Origin of the sequence: Streptomyces sp. JW3 (genome assembly GCF_052216785.1) — a bacterium.
Taxonomy (GTDB): Bacteria; Actinomycetota; Actinomycetes; order Streptomycetales; family Streptomycetaceae; genus Streptomyces.
The window spans coordinates 43,256-64,166 of the sequence record NZ_JBQOUX010000015.1 but is presented as its reverse complement, the minus strand read 5'-3'; the positions used below and the strand labels follow the sequence as shown (position 1 = coordinate 64,166).

At 74.0% G+C, this 20,911-nt stretch carries 19 protein-coding genes and 1 pseudogene; 6 read left to right on the top strand and 14 right to left on the bottom strand.

What is annotated here, in order from left to right:
• Positions 1–2 precede the first annotated feature (2 nt).
• On the top strand, positions 3–761 hold the full coding sequence (locus tag ACTT8P_RS09325; RefSeq protein WP_442831074.1) for a 3-keto-5-aminohexanoate cleavage protein: 759 nt from the start codon (positions 3–5) through the stop codon (positions 759–761).
• Positions 762–794: 33 nt separating this feature from the next.
• On the opposite strand, the gene soxR is transcribed toward ACTT8P_RS09325, so the two are convergent.
• Complete coding sequence (gene soxR, locus ACTT8P_RS09320; protein ID WP_442831073.1) at positions 795–1,268, bottom strand: redox-sensitive transcriptional activator SoxR; 474 nt, start codon at positions 1,266–1,268, stop codon at positions 795–797.
• 113 nt (positions 1,269–1,381) lie between these two features.
• Between soxR and ACTT8P_RS09315 the strand changes: the two genes are divergently transcribed.
• Positions 1,382–1,843 carry a MaoC family dehydratase gene (locus ACTT8P_RS09315; protein WP_442831072.1) on the top strand — a complete coding sequence of 154 codons (462 nt, stop codon included), beginning with the start codon at positions 1,382–1,384 and terminating at the stop codon, positions 1,841–1,843.
• Here the strand turns inward: ACTT8P_RS09315 and ACTT8P_RS09310 are convergent.
• From ACTT8P_RS09310 to ACTT8P_RS09300, 3 genes are all read right to left on the bottom strand, one after another.
• Positions 1,834–2,463 (bottom strand): TetR/AcrR family transcriptional regulator, encoded by a 630-nt coding sequence (locus ACTT8P_RS09310; RefSeq protein ID WP_442831071.1) that lies wholly within the window; start codon positions 2,461–2,463, stop codon positions 1,834–1,836. The genes ACTT8P_RS09315 and ACTT8P_RS09310 overlap by 10 nt on opposite strands.
• A gap of 78 nt (positions 2,464–2,541) precedes the next feature.
• Complete coding sequence (locus ACTT8P_RS09305; RefSeq protein WP_442831070.1) at positions 2,542–2,829, bottom strand: YiaA/YiaB family inner membrane protein; 288 nt, start codon at positions 2,827–2,829, stop codon at positions 2,542–2,544.
• A gap of 61 nt (positions 2,830–2,890) precedes the next feature.
• Positions 2,891–4,045 carry an acyl-CoA dehydrogenase family protein gene (locus tag ACTT8P_RS09300; protein WP_442831069.1) on the bottom strand — a complete coding sequence of 385 codons (1,155 nt, stop codon included), beginning with the start codon at positions 4,043–4,045 and terminating at the stop codon, positions 2,891–2,893.
• A gap of 85 nt (positions 4,046–4,130) precedes the next feature.
• Here ACTT8P_RS09300 and ACTT8P_RS09295 point away from each other — a divergent pair, with 85 nt between their 5' ends.
• Positions 4,131–4,772: a TetR/AcrR family transcriptional regulator gene (locus tag ACTT8P_RS09295; protein ID WP_442831068.1), complete on the top strand. Its 642-nt coding sequence runs from the start codon at positions 4,131–4,133 to the stop codon at positions 4,770–4,772.
• Here the strand turns inward: ACTT8P_RS09295 and ACTT8P_RS09290 are convergent.
• Together ACTT8P_RS09290 and ACTT8P_RS09285 are read right to left on the bottom strand one after the other, a co-directional pair.
• Positions 4,769–6,061: a PP2C family protein-serine/threonine phosphatase gene (locus ACTT8P_RS09290; protein WP_442831067.1), complete on the bottom strand. Its 1,293-nt coding sequence runs from the start codon at positions 6,059–6,061 to the stop codon at positions 4,769–4,771. The genes ACTT8P_RS09295 and ACTT8P_RS09290 overlap by 4 nt on opposite strands.
• A complete protein-coding gene (locus ACTT8P_RS09285; RefSeq protein WP_442831066.1) occupies positions 6,015–6,869 on the bottom strand; it encodes an alpha/beta fold hydrolase in 855 nt (284 codons plus the stop codon). The genes ACTT8P_RS09290 and ACTT8P_RS09285 overlap by 47 nt, the downstream gene beginning before the upstream one ends.
• A 179-nt stretch (positions 6,870–7,048) precedes the next feature.
• Between ACTT8P_RS09285 and ACTT8P_RS09280 the strand changes: the two are divergent.
• A pseudogene (locus tag ACTT8P_RS09280) lies at positions 7,049–7,796 on the top strand (ArsR/SmtB family transcription factor).
• Positions 7,797–7,935: 139 nt separating this feature from the next.
• Complete coding sequence (locus tag ACTT8P_RS09275; protein WP_442831065.1) at positions 7,936–8,910, top strand: DMT family transporter; 975 nt, start codon at positions 7,936–7,938, stop codon at positions 8,908–8,910.
• Between the two features lie 206 nt (positions 8,911–9,116).
• Here the strand turns inward: ACTT8P_RS09275 and ACTT8P_RS09270 are convergent, their stop codons facing one another.
• The 8 genes from ACTT8P_RS09270 to ACTT8P_RS09235 form a co-directional block, all read right to left on the bottom strand.
• Positions 9,117–10,202: a Zn-dependent alcohol dehydrogenase gene (locus ACTT8P_RS09270; protein ID WP_442831064.1), complete on the bottom strand. Its 1,086-nt coding sequence runs from the start codon at positions 10,200–10,202 to the stop codon at positions 9,117–9,119.
• A gap of 28 nt (positions 10,203–10,230) precedes the next feature.
• Positions 10,231–11,619 carry an aldehyde dehydrogenase family protein gene (locus tag ACTT8P_RS09265; protein ID WP_442831063.1) on the bottom strand — a complete coding sequence of 463 codons (1,389 nt, stop codon included), beginning with the start codon at positions 11,617–11,619 and terminating at the stop codon, positions 10,231–10,233.
• Between the two features lie 142 nt (positions 11,620–11,761).
• Complete coding sequence (locus ACTT8P_RS09260) at positions 11,762–12,313, bottom strand: DUF3574 domain-containing protein (RefSeq protein WP_442831062.1); 552 nt, start codon at positions 12,311–12,313, stop codon at positions 11,762–11,764.
• A 20-nt stretch (positions 12,314–12,333) separates the two neighbouring features.
• Positions 12,334–13,665, bottom strand: a complete 1,332-nt coding sequence (locus ACTT8P_RS09255) for an ABC transporter ATP-binding protein (protein WP_442831061.1) — start codon at positions 13,663–13,665, stop codon at positions 12,334–12,336.
• Between the two features lie 173 nt (positions 13,666–13,838).
• Positions 13,839–15,062 (bottom strand): MFS transporter, encoded by a 1,224-nt coding sequence (locus tag ACTT8P_RS09250; protein WP_442831060.1) that lies wholly within the window; start codon positions 15,060–15,062, stop codon positions 13,839–13,841.
• 29 nt (positions 15,063–15,091) lie between these two features.
• On the bottom strand, positions 15,092–16,471 hold the full coding sequence (locus tag ACTT8P_RS09245; RefSeq protein ID WP_442831059.1) for a CitMHS family transporter: 1,380 nt from the start codon (positions 16,469–16,471) through the stop codon (positions 15,092–15,094).
• 166 nt (positions 16,472–16,637) lie between these two features.
• Positions 16,638–18,917, bottom strand: a complete 2,280-nt coding sequence (locus ACTT8P_RS09240) for a molybdopterin oxidoreductase family protein (protein ID WP_442831058.1) — start codon at positions 18,915–18,917, stop codon at positions 16,638–16,640.
• A 363-nt stretch (positions 18,918–19,280) separates the two neighbouring features.
• Positions 19,281–20,099: a helix-turn-helix transcriptional regulator gene (locus tag ACTT8P_RS09235; RefSeq protein WP_442831057.1), complete on the bottom strand. Its 819-nt coding sequence runs from the start codon at positions 20,097–20,099 to the stop codon at positions 19,281–19,283.
• A gap of 86 nt (positions 20,100–20,185) precedes the next feature.
• On the opposite strand from ACTT8P_RS09235, the gene ACTT8P_RS09230 reads away from it, so the two are divergent.
• Positions 20,186–20,899, top strand: coding sequence for an SDR family oxidoreductase (locus ACTT8P_RS09230; RefSeq protein ID WP_442831056.1), 714 nt, complete (start codon positions 20,186–20,188; stop codon positions 20,897–20,899).
• The last annotated feature ends 12 nt before the right edge of the window (positions 20,900–20,911 follow it).

The window sequence follows — 20,911 nt, the reverse complement described above, 5'->3', positions numbered from 1 at the left end:
GTGTGGTGCAGGTCTGTCTGAACGGGGTTCGGGGGGCCGGGGACGGGGGTGTGGTGCCGTTGTCGGTTGAGGCGTTGGCTGGGGCTGCTGTCGGGGCCGTGGTGGCTGGGGCGGTGGATGTTCATCTGCATCCGAAGACGCCGTGCGGGCAGGACACCTTGTCGCCCCGGGTGCTGGCGGTGACACTGGCGGCGGTGCGGGCCCGGGTGCCGGCGTCCGTGCCGGTCGGCGTGACCACGGGCGCCTGGGCGGAACCCGAGGCGACGCAACGGGTGGGGCGGGTACGGAGCTGGACCGTGCTGCCCGATCACGCCTCTGTCAACTGGCACGAGCCGGGCGCCGAGCAGGTCGCCGCCGCGCTCCTCGACCGGGGCGTCGGCGTGGAGGCGGGCATCTGGTCGGGGACGGACGGCGCCGCCCGGTTCGCGCGCTCGCCCCTCGGCCCGCGGGTGCTGCGCGTTCTCGCCGAGGTCACCGACCCCGACCCGGCGACCGCGCCCGCGACGGCGCGGGCCCTGTTGGCGGACCTCGGCTCGGCGCACGGCCGCCCGGTGCTGCTGCACGGCGAGGACGGCGGCGCCTGGCCGGTGCTGCGGCTGGCCGGACGGCTCGGCCTCGCCACCCGGATCGGCCTGGAGGACACACTGTTCCTGCCGGACGGCCGACGGGCCTCCTCCAACGCCGAGTTGGTCGCCGCGGGCACGGAACTGTGGCACGCGGCGCGGGTGCGGCGCCCAGGAGCTCCGTCAGAAGCCTTTTAGGCCCCGCTTCAGCCTTAGGCCCCGCTTCAGCCTTTAGGCCCCGCTTCGCCCGCCCCGTTCCACCATCAGGCGTGAGCCGGCGCGGCTTTCGCCGAAGACGTCGTCGGGGTTGGACAGGACGCAGGTGGCCAGGGACAGGCAGCCGCAGCCGATGCAGTCGGTGAGGTGGTCGCGGAGCCGGTTGAGCTGCTTGATGCGTTCGTCCAACTCGGTGCGCCACGCCTCGGAGAGGCGGGCCCAGTCGTCCCGGGTGGGTGTGCGTTCCTCGGGCAGTTCGGCGAGCGCCTCGCGGATCGTGGCGAGCGGGATGCCGACCCGTTGGGCGGCCCGGATGAAGGCGACCCGGCGCAGCGTGTCGCGGCCGTAGCGGCGCTGGTTGCCCGAGGTGCGGCGACTGCGGATCAGGCCCTTGGCCTCGTAGAAGTGCAGGGCGGAGACGGCGGCGCCGCTGCGGGCGGCGAGCTGGCCGACCGTGAGCTCGTGGATCTTCTCTGGGATCTGGGGCACTCCGCGGAGCCTACCCACCCCCTCACCCGTCCGGTCCGGGTCCGTTGACAGGGACCGCACGGCCGACCATGCTAAGCAGTTGCTTAGAGATGACCTATGGGAGAGGCCGGGACATGGCAGAGCCGAGGATCTTCACCTCCGCCGACGACCTGAAGGCGGCGGTGGGCCAGCGACTGGGGTACACCGACTGGCTGGAGATCGACCAGAAGCGGATCGACCTGTTCGCGGAGGCGACCGGCGACCACCAGTGGATCCACGTGGACCCGGCGAAGGCCGCCGCCGGACCGTTCGGCACCACCATCGCGCACGGCTATCTGACCCTGTCGCTGCTGCCCCTGTTCGGGCCGCAGCTGCTCGCCGTCGAGGGCGTGAAGATGGGCGTCAACTACGGCACCAACAAGGTCCGTTTCCCCGCCCCCGTGCCGGTCGGCTCGCGGGTGCGCGCCACCGCCACGGTCACCAATGTCGAGGACGTCACCGGCGGTGTCCAGGTGAGCGTCGCCTTCACCGTGGAGCGCGAGGGCGGCGACAAGCCGGTGTGCGTCGCGGAGTCGGTCTCCCGCTACTACCTCTGACCGGCCCCGACCATCCGCAGCACGAGGTCGGCGTAGAGCGCGCCGACCTCGTCGGGCGTCCGGGCGCCGTCGACGCTGAACCAGCGGGCCACGTCGATGCAGAGCGAGAGCACGGCCAGCGTCGTGCCCTTGAGGTCGGCCACCTCGAACTCGCCGGTGGCCACGCCGTCCTCGATGATGCCGCGCACCTCGGTGTCGCACTGGCGGCGCAGCGCGACGATCTCCGCGCGGGCGTCCGGACCGAGCGCGTCCAGTTCGTACTGGACCACCCGCGCGGTGGTGCGCCGGCCCGCGTGCCAGCCGACGAAGGAGCTGACGGCGTCGGCCAGCCGCGCCGTGGCGCTGCCCTCGCCGCGAGCCGCCGTGCGCAGGATGTCCAGCGCCCGGTCGTGGCCGATCCGGCTGATGCGGTGGAGCAGCTCTTCCTTGGTCTTGTAGTGAATGTAGAGCGCGGCCGGGCTCATGCCGGCCCGCCCCGCGATGTCCCGGGTGGTCGTGGCGTGGTAGCCGCGCTCGGCGAAGGCCTCCACGGCGGCGACCAGCAGCCGCCGGGCCGCGTCGGGGGTGACCTCGCTCCAGGGTTCGGTGTCGCCGCCCCTGGTCTCCTCCGCCGTACTCATCGCCTTTTACGCCCCTCTCGGTGACAGCAGCTCCACCATACCGCCGAAGCTGAGCGGTCGCTTAGAGCGCCTGTCGGCTCACAGCTTCTGGAAGGGGTCGTGCGCGGCGAGCAGCTGTTCCACCCGCGCCTGGTCGACGCGGCTCACGATCTGCCCGGCCTCCTGCCGGTCTCGGATGATCTTGGCGAGGGTGAAGCAGGAGGTGACGAGGTACAGGACGGCGATGCCCAGGAAGGCGCGCACCCAGGCGTCCGCGTCCAGGTTGAAGATGCCGATGGCGGTGGCGACGATGGCGACCGCGAAGGACGCGACGGCCTGCCCGTAGAAGGCGGCGGTGCTCTGCTGCTTGACCGGTGTGTCACTCATGGGGACAAGGGTCGGCGGAGGCGGCCGCGACCACATCCGCCGGACTACTCAGACCGGGTACTCAGAACGCGGACACCCCGGTGAGCGCCCGGCCGATGACCAGCTTCTGGATCTGGCTGGTGCCCTCGTAGAGGGTCATCACGCGGGCGTCGCGCAGCAGCTTGCCCGCCGGGTACTCGTCGATGTAGCCGTAGCCGCCGAAGACCTGGAGCGCGTTGTTCGCGGCGCGCACCGCGGCCTCGGAGGCGAACAGCTTGGCCTTGGAGGACTCGGTGGTGAAGGGCTGCCCCCGGTCGATCAGGTCGGCGACCCGCCAGGTCAGCAGCCGGGCGGCGTCCACGTCGACGGCGATGTCGCTGATCAGTTCCTGGACCAGCTGGTGGTGGGCGATGGTCTTGCCGAACTGTTCGCGCTCGCCCGCGTACCGCACGGCCGCGTCCAGCGCGGCCTGGGCTATGCCGACGCAGCCGGCCGCGACCGACATCCGGCCCTTGGCCAGCGCCGACATGGCGACCGCGAAGCCCTTGCCCTCGGGCCCGAGCATGGCGGCGGCGGGCACCCGGACGTCCTCAAGGACCAGTTCGGCGGTGGCCTGGCCGCGCAGGCCGAGCTTGCCGTGGATGGTGCGGCGGGTCAGGCCGGGCGTGTCGGTGGGCACCAGGAAGGCGGAGACGCCCTTGTGGCCGGGGGCGTCCGTGGAGCGGGCGAAGAGCAGCACGACGTCGGCCCAGGTGCCGTTGGTGATGAACATCTTGGTGCCGTTGATCACGTAGTCGCCGTCGCCGTCGCGCGCCGCGCGGGTGGTGAGGTTCCCGGCGTCCGATCCGGTACCGGGCTCGGTCAGGCCGAAGCAGCCGACGTACTCGCCGGAGGTCAGGCCGGGCAGCCAGCGGCGCTTCTGCTCCTCGTTCCCCCAGGCGGCGACGGTCTTGGCGACCAGGCCGAGGGAGACCGAGACGATGCCGCGCACCGAGGAGTCGCCGCGCCCCAGTTCCTCGGTGACCAGGCAGTACGCGAGGTGGTCGCCGCCGCTGCCGCCGTACTCCTCGTCGATGGTCAGACCAAGGAAGCCGACTTCGCCGAGCTTCTTGACGATCGCGCGGTCCACTTCCTCGGCGCGGTCCCAGGCGACCACGTGCGGGGCGATCTCGCGCTCGACGAAGTCCCGGGCCAGCTGCCGGACAGCGGTCTGCTCCTCGCTGAGCTCCAGGTTCATGCCGCGCACCTCACAGGTAGTCCAACGCCGTCCAGCGCTTAAATTAGCACTGCTAGTTTCTAGTCGCAGCCCTACTATGTGCGCCATGGCCCGACCGCGCAAGCCCCTGCTCAGCACCGACCGGATCGTCACGGCGGCCCGTGCGCTGGTGGACGCGGAGGGCCTCGCGGCCGTCTCCACCCGCCGGCTCGCCGCCGAGCTGGGCGTCAGCGGGCCCTCGCTGTACAACCACTTCCGCACCAAGGACGAGATCCTGGAGGCGGTCGCCGACTCGGTGAGCGGCCAGGTCGACCTGTCGATGTTCGAGGACGGCCGGCCCTGGCGCACGGCGCTGCACGACTGGGCCGTCTCCTACCGGGCGGCCCTGCGCGACCACCCCAACATCGTCCCGGTGCTCGCCCACGGCCCCGGCCGCCGCCCGTCCGCGCTGCGCCTGGCGGACGCCGTCTACGGGGCGATGGTCGAGGCCGGCTGGCCGCCGGCCCAGGCCACCTCCATCGGCGCGCTGATGCGGTACTTCGTGATGGGTTCGGTGCTGGGATCGTTCGCCGGGGGCTTTCCCGACGAGCCGGGCGCCTACGACCCCGCCGACTACCCGCACCTCCAGCAGGCCCACCGGCTCGCCGAGCAGCAGGAGAAGATCGACGAGCGGGCCTTCGAGACGGGGCTGGCCGCGCTGCTGGACGGCCTGGCGCAGCAGTACGAGCAGGTCGCGAGGGCTCTCTAGGCGCCCCTCGGCGGGGTGCCCAGGGCGAGCAGGGCGGTGTCGTCGTCGACGCCGTCGCCGATCTTCTCCAGCAGCGCGGCGACCGCGGCGACCAGGTCGTCCGGTGCCGTCGACGCCTGCCCGGCGACGAAGTCCCGCAGCCGCTCGTCGCCGTACAGGACCCGGCGCAGCGGGTCGATGCGGGCCTCGGTCAGGCCGTCGGTGTAGAGCAGCAGGCTGTCGCCGGGGTACAGGACGGCCTCGGCGGGGGTGAAGACGGCGTCGGGGAAGGCGCCGACCAGCATGCCGCCGGGCGTGGTCAGGTAGTCGGCGCCCGCGCCGGCCCGCAGCAGCAGGGCCGGCGGATGGCCGCCGGAGGCGAGCTTGACCGTGGTGCGGCCCCGCTCCGGGTCGGGTTCGGCGACACCGACGACGGCGGTGCAGTGGCGGGGGTCGGCCTCCGTGCCGTAGCGGTCGTGCAGAACGGCGTTGAGCGTGGTCAGGGCGGCGACGGGATCGGCGTCGTGGGAGACGGCCGCGCGCAGCGTGTACCGGGTGAGGGAGGTGACGGTGGCGGCCCTGGGGCCCTTGCCGCTCACGTCGCCGAGGAAGAACGCCCAGCGCCGCGCGTCCAGGGCGAACAGGTCGTAGAAGTCGCCGCCGAGCCGGTCGGGCGAGGCGGTGTAGTAGTACGAGGCGACGTCCAGGCCGGGCACGGTGGGCAGCTCGGCGGGCAGCAGCGCCTGCTGGAGCACGGTGAGGGCGTCGGTCAGCCGGGCCCGGTCCGCCTCGGAGCGGGTCCGGGCCTCCTGCGCCAGCCGCAGGGCGGCCTCGGCCTGGGCCCGGGCCTCGTCGGCCACCGCGCTGCGGCGCAGCAGTTCCTCCTCGTAGCTCCGCCGGTCGGCGGCGTCGAAGACGGTGGTGCGGATCAGTATCGGCTGGCCGGCCGCGTTCCGCTTGACGGTGGCCGAGACCAGCACCGGCAGTCTGCCGCCGGTCGCGGTGGTCAGCTCCAGCGCGATGCCGCCGATCTCGCCGCGCATGCTCAGCAGGGGCGCGAAGTGGGTCTCGTAATAGAGCTTGCCGCCGACGGTGAGCAGGTCGACGAAGCGCGTCCGGCCCACCACCTCCGCGCGCCGTCTGCCGAGCCAGCGCAGCAGGGTCGCGTTGATCTTGGTGATGGTGCCGTCCGGGGTGGTCGACAGGAAACCGCAGGGGGCCGACTCGTAGAGTTCCTCGGCGCTGTCGGCCGCCCCGGCGGGGTCAGGTGCCGTGCCGGGCGTCATGGCGGGTGTCGGGTGGGGCGTCATGCGTGCGGTCCAGGAAGTCGAGCAGGGCGTCGGCGGTGGCCTCGGGGGCGCTGAGCTGCGGGCAGTGTCCGGTGGCGGCCAGGGTGACCAGCCGGGAGCCGGGAATCCGGGCGTGCACGAACGCGCCGACGCCCCGGGGGGCGATGACGTCCTCGGCGCACTCCAGCACCAGCGTGGGTACCTTCACCCCTTCCAGGTCCCCCCGGTTGTCCGAGAGGAACGTGGTCCGGGCGAACACACGGGCCATCGCCGGGTCGGTCGCGCAGAAACTGTCGGTCAGCTCCTGGCCCAGCTCCGGGCGGTCCGGGTTGCCCATGACGACCGGGGCCATCGCGGACGACCAGCCGAGGTAGTTGGAGTCCAGCGAGGCCAGCAGTTCCTGGATGTCGGTCCGGCTGAAGCCGCCCCGGTAGCCGTCGTCGTCGAGATAGCGCGGGGAGGGGGTGACCAGCGCCAGGGAGGAGATGCGGTCCGGCGCGGCGCGGGCGGCCAGTACGCCGGCCATCGCGCTCACCGAGTGCCCGACGAACGCCACGTCCCGCAGGTCCAGCGCCGCCAGGATGTCGACGACGTCCTGCGCGTAGCCCTCCGGGGCGGCGTAGCGCCGGGCGTCCCAGGCGGCCGGGTCGGAGCGGCCCGAGCCGACGTAGTCGAACAGGACCACCCGGTGGTGCTCGGCCAGCCGGGGCACGATCAGCCGCCACATGTGCTGGTCGCAGCCGAAGCCGTGCGCCAGCATCACCACCGGCCCGTCCGGGTCGCCGGTCACCGTGACGTTGTTGCGGTGGCGTATGTCCGTGTGTGCCATTCCTGCTCCCGTTGTTGCCGTGTGTGGCGTCGTGTCGTCTCTGTCACATTCACATCTCTTCCTCCCTCAATACATAGGTAAGTCGATTTGTTTCCGTTTTCGCCGCGGTGGCCGCCGCGGCTGCGGTCCGCCCGGACCCTTCGGCGTCCGCCGAACCGTGGGTGCCGCATGCTGGTGGCATGACCACCAAGGACCCCGGGGCGGTCGGGCTCGCGCGGCTGGCCGGGCTGATCGCCGACGAGACCCGGGCCGGTGGGGGCGCCCCCGCGCGAGCGAAGCCGAGCGTGGGGGACTGCTGGCGCGCTCGACGGGCGGGCGTGGACCGCCGGTGAGCTGGCCCGGCACGCGGGGGTCGCGCCGTCGACGGCCAGCGAGCACCTGGGCAAGCTGGTCGCGGGCGGTCTGCTGGCCGAGGAGCGGCAGGGGCGGCACCGGTACCTGCGGCTGGCCGACGACCGGGTGGCGCAGCTCGTGGAGGACCTGGCCGCGCAGGTGGCGCCGGAGGCGGTGGCGCGGCGGCCGCGTTCGCTGGCCGCGGCGGGCGCCGGGTCGGCGATGGCCCGGGGGCGGACCTGTTACGACCATCTCGCCGGGCGGCTCGGGATCGCGGTGACCGACGCGCTGACCGCCCGGGGGCTGCTGCGGCAGGACACCGGGTTCGCGCTCACGGACGCGGGGCCGGCCTGGTTCGGCACGACCGGCATCGCGCTCGTCCGCACCGGGCGCCGGCCACTGGCCCGAGCCTGCCTCGACTGGACCGAACGCCGTCCCCACCTCGCCGGGGTGGCGGGCGCGGCGCTGTGTCGGCACGCCCTGGCCGCGGGCTGGTGCGTGCGGATCGGCAGCGGGCGGGCGGTGAAGGTGACGGCGGCGGGCGAACGGGCGCTGTCGGAGCTGCTGGGCGTGGCGCCGGACGCGTTGCGCTGAGCGGCGGGCCGGGCCGGGCCGGCAGGTGTACGGGCGGTCCGCGCCGCGCCGCCCCGCCTGAAACCCGTCCGGGCGGTCCGCGCCGCCCGGTCCGAAAACCGCGAGCTTTCCCTGCCCTGTTCTCCCTAGCCTCTGGAGCATGATGTCCCCCTCTCCCGCCCCCGTCCCCGCGCTGTCCGGCCGCCCGCGGTTGCTCGCGGCCGGGGCCGCCGCCGTCACCGTCGTGCTGTGGGCCTCCGCCTTCGTCTCCATCCGCAGTGCGGGCGACGCCTACGCGCCGGGCGCGCTGGCGCTCGGCCGGCTGCTGTCCGGGGCCCTGGTGCTGGGCCTGATCTGTCTGGTGCGGCGGGAAGGGCTGCCGCCCCGGTCGGCCTGGCGCGGCATCGCGATATCGGGCGTGCTCTGGTTCGGCTTCTACATGGTCGCCCTCAACTGGGGCGAACAGCAGGTGGACGCCGGTACCGCCGCGCTGGTCGTGAACGTCGGGCCGATCCTCATCGCGCTGCTCGGCGCCCGGCTGCTCGGGGACGTCATGCCGCCCCGGCTGCTGGCCGGGATGGCGGTGTCGTTCGCCGGCGCGGTGACCGTGGGGCTGTCGATGTCGGGCGAGGGCGGTGCCTCGGTGCTCGGGGTGGTGCTGTGTCTGCTGGCCGCCGTGGCCTACGCCGCCGGGGTCGTCGCCCAGAAGCCGGCCCTGGGCCGGGCGAGCGCGCTCCAGGTGACGACGTGGGGCTGCCTGGTCGGGGCCGTGGTCTGTCTGCCGTTCGCGGGGCAGCTGGTGCGGCAGGCGGCCGACGCGCCCCTGTCGGCGACCCTGAACATGGTGTACCTGGGGGTCTTCCCGACCGCGCTGGCCTTCACGACGTGGGCGTACGCGCTGGCCCGGACGACCGCGAGCCGGATGGGCGCGACCACGTACGCGGTGCCCGCGCTGGTCGTGCTGATGTCGTGGCTGGCGCTGGACGAGGTGCCGGGTCCGCTCACGCTGGTGGGCGGGGTGCTGTGTCTGGCGGGGGTGGCGGTGTCGCGGTCCCGGGCGCGGGTCCGGGCGGCCGCCGCTGCCCGGGACGGGGCGAAGCGGCGGCCGGAGCGCGCCTCGCGGGCCCGGCGTTGAGCCGGGTGACCCGGTGAGCCGGGTAAACCAGTGAGCCGAGTGAACCAGTGAGCCGGGTGAACCAGGTAACCCGGTGTGCCGGGTGACCCGGTGAGCCGGGTGACCCGATGAGCCGGGTGACCCGATGAACCGGGTGACCCGATGAACCAAGCGACCCGATGAACCAAGCGACCCGGTGCGCCAAGTGACCCGGTGCGCCGCGTGGGCTAGAAGACGACCAGCGCGCGTCCGCCCTTGCCCGCCAGCATGTTGTCGAAGGCGGCCGGGATGCCGTCCAGGGCGATGCGTTCGGTCACCAGGGCGGCGAGGTCCAGGCGGCCGGCCCGGACGTGGTCGGCGAGGACCGGGAGGTCGCGGGCCGGGTCGCTGTTGCCGTAGACGCAGCCGGTGAGGGTGCGGCCCCAGTGGAAGATCTCCAGGGCGTTGAAGGTGACCTGCTGGTCCTTGCCGCCGATGCCGACGACCGTGGTGCGGCCGCCGCGCCGGGTGGACTCCCAGGCGACGCGGATGGTGACCGCGCGGCCCACGCACTCCACGGCGACGTCCACGCCCTGCTTGGCGGTGAGCGCGCGGATCTCCCGGGCGGTGGTGTCGGAGGCGACGACGTAGTCGGTGGCGCCGGCCGCGCGGGCCAGTTCCTCCTTGGCCGGGGAGACGTCGACCGCGACGATCTTCGCGGCGCCGGCGATACGGGCCGCCTGGAGGGCGGCGAGGCCCACGCCGCCGACGCCGAAGACGGCGACCGTCTCGCCCTCGCGCACCCGCGCCGAGTGGTGCACGGCGCCGTAGCCGGTGAGGACGGCGCAGCCGAGCAGGGCGGCGTCGGCGAGCGGGACGCCGTCCGGGGCGGGCAGTACGCAGGACGCGTCGACGACCGTCTCCTCGGCGAACGCGGCGACGTTCAGCCCGGGGTGCAGTGCGGTGCCGTCGTCGGCGCGGTGGGCGTGCGTGCGCGCGGCGCCGGACAGGGCGTTCGCGCACAGCCAGACCTCGCCGAGCGAGCAGGCGTGGCAGGTGCCGCAGGACGGCGCCCAGTTGAGGACGACGGCGGCGCCGGGGGCGAGGCCCTCGACGCCCTCGCCGACGGAGACGACGGTGCCGGCGCCCTCGTGGCCGAGGACGGCGGGCAGCGGCACCCGCATGGTGCCGTTGGACAGCGACAGGTCGGAGTGGCAGACCCCGGCGGCGGTGAGCCGCACCCGGACCTGGCCGGGCCCGGGGTCGGGCAGGTCGATCTCGGTTATCTCCAGCGGGGAGCCGATGGCGGGGACGACGGCGGCGCGGACAGCCATGACGGAAGCAACTCTCCTGTTACTGGGGTTAGAACTGGAGGGACTTGGTCTGGAGGTACTCGGTGAGGCCGTGCCGGCCCAGCTCGCGGCCCACGCCGGACTGCTTGTACCCGCCGAACGGGGCGAGCGGGTTGAACCGGCCGCCGTTGATGTCGACCTGCCCGGTCTCCATCCGGCGGGCGAAGGCGACCGCCTCCTCCTCGTCCCCGGCCCAGACGGCGCCGGCCAACCCGTAGACGGTGCCGTTGGCGATCCGCAGGGCGTCGTCCTCGTCCTCGTAGCGCAGGATCGTCAGGACCGGGCCGAAGATCTCCTCCTGGGCGACGGTCATGTCCGCGGTGACGTCGGCGAAGACGGTGGGCCGGACGTAGTAGCCGCGCTCGTGCGGGGCGTCGGGGCCGCCGGCCACCAGCCGGGCGCCCTCGGCGACGCCCTTCTCGATGTAGCCGCGCACCCGCTGGCGCTGCCCGTCGTTGACGACCGGGCCGATCCGGTCGCCGTACTTGGCGGCGGCCGTCGCGGCGAGTTCGACGGCCTCGTCGTACTGGTCGCGGTGGACCAGCATCCGGGTCCAGGCGCTGCACGTCTGGCCGGAGTTGGACATCACGTTGGCGACGCCGACGTTGACCGCCTTGGCCAGGTCGGCGCTGGGCAGGATGACGTTGGCGGACTTGCCGCCGAGTTCGAGGGCGACCCGTTTGACGGCGGCGCCGGCCGTGGCGCCGATCCGGCGGCCCACCGCGGTGGAGCCGGTGAAGGAGACCAGGTCGACGCCGGGGTGCTCGGCGAGCGCCTGGCCGGCGACCGGGCCGAGGCCGGTGACCAGGTTGAAGACGCCGGCCGGGACGCCGGCCTCGTGCACCGCCTCGGCGAACAGCTGGGCCACCAGCGGGGTGTCCTCGGCGGGCTTGAGGACGACCGTGCAGCCCGCGGCGAGCGCCGGGGCGACCTTGGCGACGATCTGGTGCAGCGGGTAGTTCCAGGGGGTGATGGCGCCGACCACGCCGACCGGCTCCTGGTAGACGGTGGAGTTGCCGACCTTCTCCTCGAAGGGGTACGTCGTGGCCAGCTCGGCGTAGGAGCCGGCCACCGCGATCGGGGCGCCGGCGTGCACGGCCTGGGAGAACTTCAGCGGCGCGCCCAGCTCCGCGGTGACCGTCTCGGCGATCTCGTCCTTGCGGGCCACCAGGACGTCCCGCAGGGCGGCCAGCCGGGCGCCCCGCTCGGCCGGCGGGGTGGCGGCCCAGCCCGGCAGGGCGGCGCGGGCGGCCCGCACGGCGGTGTCGACGTCCTGCGCGTCCCCGGCCGGGACCCGGCCGATCACCTGCTCGTCGGCCGGGTTCACCACCGCGATCGTGTCCCGGCTCGCGGCGGGTCGCCAGGCTCCGTCGAGGTACATGCCGTCTTGTGCCTTCATCGCGTTCGCGTTCCTTCCGGGCGGGCGGTCTCCGTCGTCCGCGCCCCAAACTAGCGCCGTTAGTTTTCTGGCACCAGGGGCCGCTGTCATGGCACGGCTCACCCTGCCCGGGACCGGGTCGGGGCGACCGCCGGGCGGAACCTCAGAAGTCGGCGTCGCCGCGCAGATCGACCCGGCCCACGGACTCCTGCCCGAAGGTCTTCTCGTAAACCCGGCGGATCTCCTCGATCCGGCGGTCGCTCGTCCGCGCGGCGGCCACCGGGTACAGCAGGATCAGCTCGTAGGACCGCTCCTTCTCGACGGTGCCGGTGGCGTCCCGCCACTGCCCGTGGCCGCGCCGCACGGTCAGCCCGGCGGGGAAGCCCGGGGTGACCTCGGCGTCGACGAAGGCCATGAACTGCCGCTCGGTGACGGCCGGCCCGCCGTCGGGGCGGGCGGTGCCGAAGAAGAGCTGGGTCTGCACGTACGGGGTGCCGCGGGCCGGCGCCGGGGAGGCCGCGGGGGCGGTGTCCCCGCCGTGGCGGGCGGCGGGCGCGGTGTCCCCGCCGTGGCGGGCGGCGGGCGCGGTGTCCCCGCCGTGGCGGGCGGCGGGCGCGGTGTCCCCGCCGTCGAAGGTGCCGTACGCGGCGGGCGCGGCGACGGTCAGCAGGAGCGCGGCGGTGGCGAGGGCGGTACGGCCCCGGGTGCGGTTCATGGCCCTTCGTCTACCGGGTCTCACTCCTCCAGGTCGGGCAGCCGCGCCGGGGCCGGGCAGATCCGCTCGCCGTGCTGGTCGAAGACGAACAGGTGGGCGAGGTCGACGAGGAGCGGGAGCTGCATGCCGTGGCGGAGGTCGATGTCGGGGGTGGTGCGGACGATCAGGTCGCCGGGGAGCCGGCCCTCGGGGGGCGGCGGGCCGGTGTCGTCCGGCTGGTCGTCAAGGAGCACCACCGGTCCGGCCCGCAGGGTGCCCGCGCGGTCCCGCAGCCGGTCCAGGACCGAGCCCTCGCGGCGCCGGCGCCGGGCCGGTCGGGCGGGCCGTGGCGCCTCCAGCTCCGGTACGAGGGCGGGTCGGGAGCCGGTGTCGAGGTGGACGAGGGCCTCGTGGCCCTGGAACTCGACGTGTTCCACCAGGCCGGTGAGGAGGACCTCGCCGGGACGGGCCGCCGCCGGCTGCGCGATCCGGACGGCCTCCGAACGCAGGCCGACGATGATCTCGCGGCCCTGCTGGACGCGGAGCAACTGGTGGTCCCGGGTGAGCGGTTCGGGCAGCCGGAGGTACTGCTTGCCCAGGCTGATGGTCATCGCCCCGTCCAGCGGGGCGCGCACCAGGCCGCGCAGCAGGTTGATGCGGGGGGTGCCGATGAAGGCGGCGACGAAGACGTTGGACGGCAGGGCGTAGACCCGGCGGGGGGTGTCGACCTGCTGGAGGACCCCGCCGCGCAGCACGGCGACCCGGTCGCCGAGCGACATGGCCTCGGACTGGTCGTGGGTGACGTAGACCGTGGTGACGCCCAACTGGCGGGTGAGCCGGGTGATCTCGGCGCGCAGGTGGTTGCGGAGTTTGGCGTCGAGGTTGGACAGCGGCTCGTCCATCAGGAAGGCGGAGGGGTGCCGGGAGATGGCCCGGCCCATCGCCACCCGCTGCCGCTCCCCGCCGGAGAGCTGGGCGGGGAAGCGGTCGAGCAGGTCCTCGATGCCGAGCAGGCGGGCGGTGGCGTCCACCTGGGGGCGGTGGTCGGCCTGGGGGTTCTCGACGCGGAGCGGGAAGCCGATGTTCCCCCGGGTGGTCATGTTCGGGTAGAGGGCGAAGTTCTGGAAGACCATCGCCATCCGGCGCTCGGCGGGGAGCAGGTCGTTGGCGTACTCGCCGTCCAGCAGCAGCTGGCCGTCGCTGATCTCCTCCAGGCCGGCGATCATGCGCAGCACGGTGGACTTGCCGCAGCCGGAGGGGCCGAGCAGGACGAGGAACTCGCCGGGCGCGATGTCCAGGGAGAGGTGGTCCACGACGCGGACGCCTCGGGTGTAGGTCTTGCTGACGTCGTGCAGGGAGATGGCGCGGGTCATCTGGGGTGCCCCCGGGGCTCACTGAGCGGTGGTGCGGGTGGGGCACGGGAATTTAATGGAATGCGGGTGGGTGGGGAAGGTGTCGGGCGGGATTGGGAGGGGGCGTCCGGATAGTGAGAAAGCGGATGTTTTCGTTCCGGGGGGGGCGGGTGTGCGGCCCCCGGTTCAGCGGGTCAGCGGGTCACCGAGCGGCTTCGGCGGGCAGTGCGGTGTTCGTCCGTCGGGGCCGCCGGGCGTGGGGCACGTATCGCCACGCCCGACGAGAGCAGCAACAGGGCGCCCAGCATGACGAAGGGCGCGGCGACGCCCGCGACGCCCGCGATCAGGCCCGCCGCGGCGGGGGCGGCGACCTGGCCGAGGCGGTTGCCGGTCAGCCGCAGGGCGAGGGCGGTGGAGCGGGCCTCGGCGGGGGCCGCCTGGACCACCGTCGTCATGGACAGCGGCTGGCCGACGCCCAGGCAGAAGCCGAGGACGGCCAGGACCAGGCCGAGCGCCCACACCGGCAGCGGCAGCGCGACGCCCGCGCAGAGCAGGGCGGCGAGCAGACAGGTGACGGTGAGCAGCGCGGTGCGGCCCAGCAGCCGCAGCAGCGGCGTCAGCACCAGCCGGCAGGCGATGGTGGCCGCCGCCCGCAGGCTGAGCAGCACGCCGACCACCGAGGGCGCGATGCCCCGGTGTTCGCCGACCACCGGGAGATACGCGGTGAGGATGTCGGTCGCGGACAGCACGGACAGGCTGATCAGCATGCCCGCGGGCACGCCCCGGGCGCGCAGGATGCGGCTCACCGGGACCCGGGCGCCCGGCGCGGCGGCGGACGCCTTGACGGCCGTACGGTGCTCTGTGCGCCACAGCGAGGTCAGCGCGACCGCGCCGCCCGCGCCCGCCGCCACCAGGGCCACCGCGCTGCTGTGCGCCATGTCGGAGCCGTCGACCACCGCGCCGGCCGCGATCGGGCCGATGAGCTGGCCCAGTGAGGCGCCGATGGTGAAGTGGCCGAAGTTGCGGTCCTGTTCGTGCGGCGCGGACTGGCGGGCCACCAGCGACTGGGCGCCGATCACGAAGCACAGGTGGCCGAGGCCCATGACGCCGCTCCACAGCGCCATCGTCCCCAGCGACCCGGCGGCGCCGCTGAGCGCGCAGCCGCCGGAGATCAGGACCACCCCGACCGGCAGCAGCGGGGCGCAGCGGCCGTGGTCGGTCCGGCGGCCCAGCGGCACGGCCGCGAACAGCGGCAGCAGCGCGTACACACCGGCGATCACCCCGACCGCCCGCTCGTCCGCGCCGAGCGCCAGCGCCCGGTACGAGACGGCGGGCCGGGCCATCGACACCGCCGCCTGCGCGAACGAGAAGGCGATGACCAGGCGCAGCAGCCAGCGGCGGTTCGCACCGGACCTCATGAACACGTCCTCCGATACGGCCGTTCGATTCAGATGATGCCGAACAGGATGCCCGCCCCGAGGACGGCCAGGCAGGTCAGGGCCGCCCACTTCACGACGAACCGGGTGTGGTCGCCGAACTCGACCTTCGCCATGCCGACCAGCACGTAGACGGCGGGGACCAGCGGGCTGGACATGTGCAGCGGCTGGCCGACGATGGAGGCGCGGGCGATCTCCAGGGTGGAGACCCCGTGCGCCTGGCCGGCCTCGGCGAGGACCGGCAGCACGCCGAAGTAGAAGCCGTCGTTGGACATGAAGTAGGTGAGCGGCAGGCTGAGGACGCCGGTGACCAGGGCCATGTGCGGGCCCATGGCGTCGGGGATGGCGCCGACCAGCCAGTCGGCCATGTGGTCGACCATGCCGGTGCCGGTGAGGACTCCGGTGAAGACGGCGGCGGCGAAGACCATGCCGGAGACGTTGAGGACGTTGTCGGCGTGCGCGGCGATGCGGGCCTTCTGGTCGGGCATGTGGGGGAAGTTGACGGTGAGCGCGAGGGCGGCGCCGAGCAGGAACAGCACCGGGATCGGCATCAGTTCCATGATCATGGCGGTCAGCAGGGCGACGGTGAGCAGCGCGTTGAACCAGTACAGCTTGGGGCGCAGGGTGGGGCGGTCCGGGTCCAGGCCCTGGAAGCCGTCGGCGCTCCCGGTGGAGCCGCCGCCGCGGGCCTCCGCGACGCCGCCGGCCCCGGCCCCGACCAGCACCGTCTCCTTCTCCCTCTCCATCTCCTCCACCAGCACCTCGTCCAGGGTGAGGGTGCCGAGCCGGCGGCGTTCGCGCACGCCGAGGACGTAGGCGAGGACGAGGACGAAGAGCAGGCCGACCGCGAGGGCCGGGATCATCGGGACGAAGATGTCGGTGGCGTCGACCTTGAGCGCGGTGGCGGCGCGGGCGGTGGGGCCGCCCCAGGGCAGCGTGTTCATCACGCCGTTGGCCATCGCGGCCACGCCGGTCAGCACCACCAGGCTCATCTTCAGCCGCTTGTACAGCGGGTACATCGCCGAGACGGTGATCATGAAGGTGGTGGAGCCGTCGCCGTCCAGGGAGACGATCGCGGCGAGCAGCGCGGTGCCGACGACGATCCGCATCGGGTCGGCCTTGCAGAACCGCAGGATGGCCCGGACGATCGGGTCGAACAGTCCGACGTCGATCATCACGCCGAAGTAGACGATCGCGAACATCAGCATCGCCGCGGTGGGGGCGAGGCTGGAGACGCCGTCGATGACGTAGTCACCGAGGTGGGCGCCCTTGCCGACGAGCACGCAGAACAGCGCGGGGATCAGCACGAGCGCCGCGATCGGCGACATCTTCTTCAGCATGATCAGGACCAGGAAGGTCGCGATCATGGCGAAGCCGAGGATGGTCAGCATGAGTTGAGTACCTAACGTTCGCCTTTGAACATCCCACCTGGGACCGGCGGTGCGATGACGTTAGGTGCCCCGCGACGGCGTTAACAAGATGTTGACACGCGAGCAATAAGCGCAAAACTCCTGGTCAGGGGGTCGGGCTCACGAGGTCGGGGTCACAAGGCCGGGGTCACAAGGCCGGGGTCAGCTCGACGGGGACGCCGTTGAGGACCGCGTTGCCGGACAGCGGGTCGAGCAGGCGGCCGTCGAGGAGCTGGTTGACGTTGACCCCGGGGTCGGTCGCGGCGTGGCTGAGGCGGGTGCCGGGGCGGTCGTGGCCCCAGCCGTGCGGCAGGCTCACCACACCTGGCCGTACGGCGTCGGTGACCTCGGCGGCCACGGTCACCTCTCCCCCGGCGCCCTTGACCCGCACCGCCGTTCCGTCGCCGATGCCGAGCCGGCCGGCGTCGGCGGGGTGGAGGTGCAGCGTGCAGCGGTTGGAACCGCCGGTCAGGGCCGGGATGTTGTGCAGCCAGCTGTTGTTGGAGCGCAGGTGGCGGCGGCCGACCAGGAGCAGTCCGGCGGGGCGGTCGGCCAGCGCCGCCCGCAGCCGGGGCAGGTCGGCGGCGATCGGGCCGGGCAGCAGTTCGACCTTGCCGCTGCGGGTCTTCAGCGGCTGCGGCAGGCGCGGGCGCAGCGGGCCGAGGTCAATGCCGTGCGGGTGGGCGAGCAGCTTGTCCAGGGTCAGCCCGTCGGGGCGTACGCCGAACCCGTCGCCGTAGGGGCCGAGGCGCAGCATGAGGTCGAGCCGTCGCTCGGGGCCGTCCGCGCCGGTGAGCCGGGCGGCCAGCTCGCCCGGGTCGCGGCCGTGCACCGGTGAGTGCGGTGCCCGGACCGCCTTGCCGAGGGTCTGGGCGATCGCCAGGTCGTCCACGGCGGCCGGGTCGGTCCCGCCGGTGCCGGTGACGGCGAGGATCAGCCGGGACATGATCTCGGTCTCGGCCATCCGGCCGGGCTCCAGGGGGACGGCGGGGCGGGTGTAGCGGACCTGGTCGCGGACGGCGAGGGTGTTCAGGGCGAAGTCGTGGTGCGGGCTCTGCGCGGGCGGGGGCGGCGGCAGGACGACGTGCGCGTGCCGGGAGGTCTCGTTGAGGTACGGGTCGACGCTGACCATGAAGTCGAGTCCGGCCAGGGCCTTGTCGAGGCGGTCGCCGTCGGGTGCGGACAGCACGGGGTTGGCGGCGACGGCGACGAGTACGCGCAGCGGTCCGCCCGCGGCGGTGGCGGTGTCTGCCGCCGTGGTGATGGCAGTATCGATTTCCACGGCGGTGGCGGTGTCGATCTCCTCCGCGAGGGCGGCCAGCGGCAGTTCGCCCTTGGCCTCCGGGTGTCCGCTCACCCGGGAGCGCCAGCGGCCGAGCGCGAAGCCGCGGCCCGGTCCGGCGGGGCGCGGCGTGGGGGCGGTGGCGGCCTGCGGGAAGAGCGCGCCGCCGGGCCGGTCGAGGTTGCCGGTGAGCACGTTGAGAACGTCGACCAGCCAACTGGCCAGGGTGCCGTGGGCCACCGTGCAGCTGCCGATGCGGGCGTAGACGGCGGCGGTCGGGGCGGCGGCGAGTTCGCGGGCGAGGGCGCGGATCGTGCCGGCCGGCACATCGCAGGCGGGGGCGACGGCCTCGGGGGTGAAGTCCCGCAGTTCGGCGCGGAGTTCGGGGACGCCCTCGACCTGGGGGGCGAGTGCGCCGAGGTCCGTCAGCCCCTCCTCGAACAGTACCTGGGCGACGGCCGCCAGCAGCAGCGCGTCGGTGCCGGGGCGGATCGCGACGTGCCGGTCGGCGAGCTTCGCGGTACGGGTGCGGCGCGGGTCGACGACGGTGAGGGTGCCGCCGCGCGCCCTGAGCGCCTTGAGCCGGCCCGGGAAGTCGGGGGCGGTGCACAGACTGCCGTTGGACTCGACCGGGTTGGCGCCGATGAGCAGGAGGTGGTCGGTGCGGTCGAGGTCGGGCACCGGGATCGCGTTGGCGTCGCCGAAGAGCAGGCCGCTGGAGACGTGCTTGGGCATCTGGTCGAGCGTGGAGGCGGTGAAGACGTTGCGGGTGCCGAGGGCGCCGATGAGCAGGGACGGGTAGAGGGCGCCGGCCACGGTGTGCACGTTGGGGTTGCCGAGGACGACGCCGACGGCCGCCGGACCGTACCGCGCCAGCAGTGGCCGGATGCCGTCGGCGACCGCGGCGAACGCCTCCGCCCAGCTCGCCTCGCGCAGCTCGCCGCCGCGCCGCACCAGGGGCGCCCGGAGCCGGTCCGGGTCGGCGTCGAGGGCGCCGAAGGAGGCGCCCTTCGGGCAGATGAAGCCGCGGCTGAAGACGTCGTCGCGGTCACCGCGGGCGGCGGTGACGCGGGTGCCGTCCAGGGTCAGGGTCAGGCCGCAGGTGGCCTCGCACAGGGGGCAGATACGCAGGGCGGTGCGGGTCACGGGGTCCTCCGGGAGGCGACGGCGGTGGCGCACGGACGTGGAGCGTGGGACCGGCCCCGAGCATACCGACCGGTACGCATGCCGGGGAGGGGGTGACGGGGAACGGCACCGGGAACGGCCCGCGAACCCCGGCCGACGACCACCCGGCGACGGCGCCGGCGCCGCGGGCGACGGCGATCAACCGGCCCCGGGCCCCGACCGCCGACGATCAGCCAGTCCCAGATCCCGACCGCCAGCGATCAACCGGTTTCGCCCGCCGGCTATCCGGTGACCGTCGCGATCAGCCGGTCCCGGATCCCGACCGCCGGCGATCAACCGCTCCCGGATCCCGACCGCCGGCGATCAACCGGTTTCGCCCGCCGGCTATCCGGTGACCGTCGCGGCCAGTCGGTCCAGGGTCCGGGCCGATGGGGACCCCGGGTCGGCTGTGATCAGGACGACTTCCTGGTCGTCCTCCGGGACGAGGAGGACGTCGCAGTTGAGCCGGAGCCGGCCCGCCGCCGGGTGGTCGAGGGTCTTGGTGCGGTGGCCGGGCGCGTGTACCGGACGGGTCTCCCACAGCTCGCGGAACTCCGCGCTGCCGGCGCGCAGTTCGGCCAGCAGCGCGGCGAGCCGGGGGTCGTGCGGGTAGCGGTCGGCGGACCGGCGCAGCCGCCCCACCACGATCCGCCCGAACTCCTCGCGGCTGGAGCTCTCGTACCCCGGCCGCTCGCCGAGGAAGCGGCGCCGGGCCAGGTTCGGCGTACGCCGTCCGGGGCCGGCCCCGAGCAGGGCGCGGGCCAGCGGGTTCCAGGCCACGACGTCGTAGGCGGCGTCGGTGACGATCGCGCCGGTGGCGGGCAGCCGCTCCAGCATTGCGGCCACCTGCGGACGCACCCGCCGGACCGCACCGGTGGCGGGCGGCGGCGCGGCCGTGCCGGCCAGCCGGAACAGATGGCTGCGCTCGGCCGGCGTCAGCCGCAGCGCGCCGGCCAGTGCGTCCAGCACGCGGGGCGAGGGACGGGGCCCGCGGGCCTGCTCCAGGCGTACGTAGTAGTCGACGGAGATGTGGGCCAGCTCCGCCACCTCCTCGCGGCGCAGGCCCGGGGTGCGGCGCGGCGCGCCGGCGGGCAGGCCCAGCTCGTGCGGGCGCAGGGCCGCGCGGCGGTCCCGCAGGAAACGGGCGAGTTCCGGCCGGGCCATGAGGCGCTCCTCCCGGTGCCCGAGGCGGGCTGCCTGGTACAGGTTGTCCCTGGCGGGGTGGCCGCCGCCGGGGGACCGTGGGTGTCATGAACGATCGCACAGCACTGGTCACCGGGGCCAACAAGGGAATCGGCAAGCAGATCGCCCGGCTGCTCGCCGCCGAGGGGTTCGAGGTGTACGTCGGGTCCCGGGACGCCGGGCGCGGGCGGCGGGCCGTCGAGGAGATCGGCGGCGGCGCGCGGCCGCTGGCCTTGGACGTGACCGACCCGGACAGCGTCGCCGGGGCCGCGGCGCGGGTGGACCGGCTGGACGTCCTGGTCAACAACGCGGGCATCTCGCCGTCGCTCGCGCCGGTGACGGAGACCGCCGCCGACGAGTTCCGGCGCACGTACGAGACGAACGTGTTCGGCGTCGTCGCGGTCACCAACGCCTTCCTGCCCGTCCTGCGCCGCTCCCCGCACCCCCGGATCGTCAACGTCTCCAGCGGCACCGCGTCGCTGGCCTGGAGCACCGGCCCGAATCCCCAGTTCGCCCCCGGCAGCGGCGGCGCGGCGGCGTACCGCTCGTCGAAGGCCGCGCTCAACGCCCTCACCGTGCTCTACGCGCAGACGCTGGCCGCGGACGGCGTGAAGGTCAACGCGCTCGCCCCGGGCCTGCGGGCCACCGACCTCAACGCGCGGGCGGCGGCGGGCGGCGACCCGGCCGAGGCCGCCGCGGGCGCCGTACGGCTGGCGCTGCTGCCGGACGACGGGCCGTCCGGCGCGTTCTTCTCCTGGGACGGGACGCCGGTGCCGTGGTGACGGCGGGGTGAC